Raw genomic sequence first — 4,669 nt, 5'->3', positions numbered from 1 at the left:
GGCGCGCACCGCGCCCGGCTCGACCCGACGCGGCGCGCCACCGGCTCCCGCCCGGCGCTGAGCGTGCCCGACTCCGGGCCCGCCGCGGAACTCGCCGGACACGTCGCCGCCCTGCTGCCGGCCTGGCGCGAGCGCTGGGGCGACGAGGTGTCGTTCCCCGCCCGGATGGCCTGGCAGCAGGCGCTGCACTCGGTCGGCTGGGTCGCCCCGCAGTGGCCGGTGGAGTACGGCGGACGCGGGCTCGGCATCGTCGACCAGGTCGCCTGCGACCGGGTCATGGCGACCCACCGGGCCCCGCAGCCGCTCGGCGGCGTCCTCGGCCTGAACAACGTGGCCCCCACGCTCATGCGCTACGGCACGCCCGAGCAGAAGGCGCACCTGCCGGCGATCCAGGCCGGCACCGAGATCTGGTGCCAGGGCTTCTCCGAGCCGGGCTCCGGCAGCGACCTCGCCTCGCTGCGCACTCGGGCGCAGCTCGTCGGCGACGGCGACGACGCCGAGTTCGTCATCACCGGGCAGAAGGTGTGGACGTCGGAGGGCATGGAGGCGACGCACTGCCTGCTGCTGGCCCGCACCGACCCGGACGCGCCGGCGCACCGCGGGATCTCCGCGCTGCTCGTGCCGCTGGACCTGCCCGGCATCACCCGCCGTCCGATCACGATGATCACCGGGGAGAGCGGGTTCGCCGAGGTCTTCTACGACGACGTCCGTGTTCCGCGCAGCGCGCTGCTCGGCCCGCTGCACGCCGGCTGGACGGTCACGATGACGACGCTCGGCTTCGAACGGGCCGGTGTCATCGAGCTCGCCGCCGGCCTGGAGCAGTCCGTCGACGACCTGGTGACGGCGCTGGCGGCGCACGGCCTGGACGAACACACCCGCCTGGAGCTCACCGACCGGCTCGTCGAGGCCCGCCTCGTCGGCCTGCTCGGCAGCCGCGCGCTCGGCCGCATCGCCGAGGGCGGCGCGCCCGGCGCCGAGCACTCGGTCATCAAGCTGCTGTGGTCGCGGGCCACGCAGCACCAGGGCGAGACGCATCTCGCCGCCCTCGGCCTCGCCGGCGTCGCCGATGCGACGGGACGCCGCGCGCAGCGGGAGTACCTGCTGTCGCGCTCGGCGACGATCGCCGGCGGCACCACCGAGATCATGCGCAACATCCTCGCCGAACGCGTCCTCGGCATGCCCCGCTGACCTGTGCCGTCCCGGTCTGACACAGGTCAGACGGAGCCGCCACAGCCGTCTCCGTCGCGAATGCCGCGGCGGGCATCAGGGATATCAGGGATATCAGGGCGAACGCAACCGTAGCCACGACCACCACACATTTTACTTTTCGCGGCTGGTGTCTTGTTTTCCGCATGCCGGACATTCCTTGCCCTCTCCTTGCAAGGCCGGTCTATTTTTCCCGCACAGGGGAGCGGTTTTAAGCCGGTCGGCGGTTTCCGTCACCCGCGCACCGCGGCACTGCGAAGATCCGATGTACCGGTTCGGTGGGCTCCGGGCCGGTAGCGTGGAGATCCGCCCCGTGAAGGAGACGCCCATGCCAGCAGTCGAGCCCGACGTGGGCGGGGGCGTCACCGGCAGCGAGGCCAGGACCACCGCGGGCGGGGTGGGCGTCGTGGGGCAGCGGATGCGGGTGCCGAAGATGGCCGAGCTGGTCTCGGCCGACCTGCGCCAGCGCATCGTGCGCGGCGAGCTGGTCGAGGGGCAGGCGCTGCCGACGGAGGCACTGCTCGTCGTGCAGTACGGGGTGTCCCGGCCGACGCTGCGGGAGGCGCTGCGCATCCTGGAGGCGGAGTCGCTGATCACGGTGCGCCGCGGCGCGGGCGGCGGGGCCCGGGTGCAGACACCGAGTCCCCGGGTCGCGGCCCGCTACGCGGGGCTGGTGCTGGAGCATGTCGGCACGACCGTCGCCGACGTGTGGGAGGCGAGGCTGTCTCTGGAGCCGCCGGTCGCGGGGCTGCTGGCCCGCCGGCGCACCCGCGCCGACCTGGGCCTGCTGCGCGCGGCGCTGGAGCGCCGCGGCGCCCATCCGGCCGAGACGGTCCGGCTGCACAACGACTTCCACGCCCTCGTCGTCCGGCTGGCGGGCAACGAGACCCTCGAACTGCTCATCGGCATGCTCCGCGAGATTGTCGACCGGGCCACCTGGTCCGCGGTCGAAAGCGACCTCGGGACACCCGTGCAGGCCGACACCGAGCGGGCGACCAGCCGGGCGCATCACGCCCTGGTCGATCTGCTCGAGGAACGGGACGCGGCCGGCGCGCAGGCATTGTGGCGGCGCCATCTGCGGGCCGGTGCCGCCTATCTTGACGGCGACGGCCGCAATGCCGCCACCCTCGACCTGCTTACCTAGATGCCGTCGCAGTATTGGGGCCGGCACGCCTGAGGGCGTGAACCGCGGGTTACGCGGCCCACGCCCTCAGGCGGTCAGGCGTGCAGCTCAGCGGCGGGTCAGTTCGCGCCGAGCTTGTAGATTCCGGTTGCGTCGATGGTGCGGAAGTTCGACAACGTTCCGGTCTTGGACGCGTCGGCGACGAATCCGGTGGTCGAGCAGATGTTCGGCGACACCGGGCTCGCCTTGCCGTTGCACTGGAAGGTCGCCCCGCCACCGATCGGGTAGGGGGTGGCCGGCGCCGTCTTGATCGCCGTGGTGACCCCGGCCGGCGTCACGTCGGTGCCCGGCACGGCGTTGACCGCGCGGATCAGACCGAGCATGCCCTGGTAGCCGCTGACGGTGTAGGCGTCGGCGGTCTTCAGGCCCTTGCCGTAGGCGTCGATCACGGCCGAGAACAGCTTGTACTCGGCAGTGGTCGGGTCCTGGTTGGCCTGACCCATGATCTTGACACCTTCGAAGCCACCGGGAATCGAGGCGCCCTTGTCGGTGCCGACGCAGCGGTCCAGCGCGGTGATCGTGGCCTTGATGCCGAGAGCCTTGATCGCCTTGATCGCGCTGGCGCAGAAGGTCGGGTCACCCGTGACGTGGTACAGCGCGGGCTTGTCCTTCTGCGCGGTCTGGATCTGCGGGGTCATGTCCGCCGTACCCGGCGGGATCGCGATGACCGTCGCCTTGCTTCCCGCGTTGGCGAAGAAGATCGGCGAAAGCGCCTTGGCCGGGCCGCTGGCCGCGGGCACGTCGATGACGAGCACGACGGCACTGGACAGCTTGGCCTCACGCGCGTACGCCGCCGCCGTGCCGAACGGCCCGAGCGGGTTGCCGAGCAGGAACACGTTCTTCGTCGACAGCGCGGTCTGCGTCGCGACCAGGTTCAGCACCGTCGGGATCCCGGCCGGAGAAACGATCTTGATCCAGGGGTCGGCCTGACCCGGGCTGCCGCCGGCCACCGCGGAGACCTTTTCCCGAACGAACGTGTTGCCACACGCCTGGGCGTCCGCGGGGACGGATTTATCCTCACAACTGACGATCTCGATCGGATGTCCGCGCAGTCCGCCGAGGTGGGCGTTGGCGTAGTCGGCCGCAGCCTGCGCCGACTTCTCCTCCGCCGAGGCGTCCACGGCCTGGGTGCGACCGGTACCGATCCAGCCGATTTTCACCGGGGTACCCGTGGCGGCCTTCGCCGGTCCGAGCAGGGCCGAGTCGGCCTTCGTCGTCCCGCTGCCGCTGCTACCACCACCGCCGCTGCTGCCACCGCAGGCGGCGGCGACCAGCGAGGTGGCGAGCAGGACACCGGTCAGCGCGACGCGGGCACGCGGCCGGGTGGCCAGCCGTCCGGCCGCCGTGAAACGAAGCGGTAACAAACGCACGGTGGTGCTCCTTAGTCATCTCATCACTACATGGACGCGCGGTCCGTGGACCGGACAGCCCACGGACCGCGCGGATGTTGCGTGCTACGGGCCAGAAAGTATGTGGGGTGGGGATCAGGCGGAGGCGCCCGCCTCGGCTCCCAGGTAGGCGGCCTCGAGACCGGCCCGGTCGTGGGCGAGGTCGGCGGCCGGGCCGCTACGGACCACCTCGCCGTGCACGAGCACGATGGCCTGGTCGGCGACCTCCAGCGCGAGCTGGACGTGCTGCTCGACGAGGATGACGATGGCCCCGGTCTCGTCGGCGATCCGGCGGACCACCGGCAGCAGCCCCTCGACGATCACCGGTGCGAGCCCCATGCTCATCTCGTCGATGAGCAGCACCCGCGGCTTCTGCACGAGCGCGCGGGCGACGGCGAGCATCTGCTGCTCCCCGCCGGACAGCGCACCCGCCGCCACGCTCAGCCGGTTGCCCAGGCTCGGGAACAGCGCGACGACGTCGTCGAGACTGTATCCGCCGGACCGCTTGGCGACGAGCAGGTTCTCCCGGACGTCGAGATCGGGGAACAGCGCCCGGTCGTCGGGGACGAGCACGATGCCGGCGCGGTTCGCCGCCGCCGGTCGTCCCCCCGGCACGGGCGTGCCGTCCACCAGCACCTCGCCGCCCAGCCGCGGCAGCAGTCCGGCGAGGGTCATCATCATCGTGGTCTTGCCGGAGCCGTTCGGGCCGAGAACGCCCAGCACGGTCCCGCTGTCGGCGGTCAGGTTCAACGACCGGACCACCCGCACGGCGCCGTAACCGGCCTCCAGTCCACGCACGTCCAACAGCGGCGTGGCGGCGCCCGTCCCGGCCCCGCCGGCCGCCGCCGCGGCGGTACCCGCGGCCGGCTCCTGCACCACCGCGGGCTTGCTC

4 protein-coding genes are annotated in these 4,669 nt (G+C 72.1%); 2 read left to right on the top strand and 2 right to left on the bottom strand.

Going from position 1 to position 4,669, the window contains the following annotated elements:
• Together ND748_RS25595 and ND748_RS25590 are read left to right on the top strand one after the other, a co-directional pair.
• Positions 1-1,188, top strand: a 1,188-nt coding sequence (locus tag ND748_RS25595; protein WP_251748628.1) for an acyl-CoA dehydrogenase family protein, incomplete at its 5' end; no start/stop codon positions are given.
• A gap of 451 nt (positions 1,189-1,639) precedes the next feature.
• Positions 1,640-2,350: an FCD domain-containing protein gene (locus tag ND748_RS25590; RefSeq protein WP_251748633.1), complete on the top strand. Its 711-nt coding sequence runs from the start codon at positions 1,640-1,642 to the stop codon at positions 2,348-2,350.
• A gap of 98 nt (positions 2,351-2,448) precedes the next feature.
• On the opposite strand, the gene ND748_RS25585 is transcribed toward ND748_RS25590, so the two are convergent.
• Together ND748_RS25585 and ND748_RS25580 are read right to left on the bottom strand one after the other, a co-directional pair.
• Entirely contained in the window at positions 2,449-3,759 is a 1,311-nt protein-coding gene (locus ND748_RS25585) for an ABC transporter substrate-binding protein (protein WP_251748626.1), read from the bottom strand.
• Positions 3,760-3,873: 114 nt separating this feature from the next.
• On the bottom strand, positions 3,874-4,656 hold the full coding sequence (locus ND748_RS25580) for an ABC transporter ATP-binding protein (protein ID WP_374216033.1): 783 nt from the start codon (positions 4,654-4,656) through the stop codon (positions 3,874-3,876).
• Positions 4,657-4,669 lie beyond the last annotated feature (13 nt).

This window comes from Frankia sp. AiPs1, from assembly GCF_023716945.1.
Classification (GTDB): Bacteria; Actinomycetota; Actinomycetes; order Frankiales; family Frankiaceae; genus Frankia.
The sequence above is the reverse complement of the archived record's forward strand: the minus strand, read 5'-3'. Positions and strand labels throughout refer to the sequence as shown.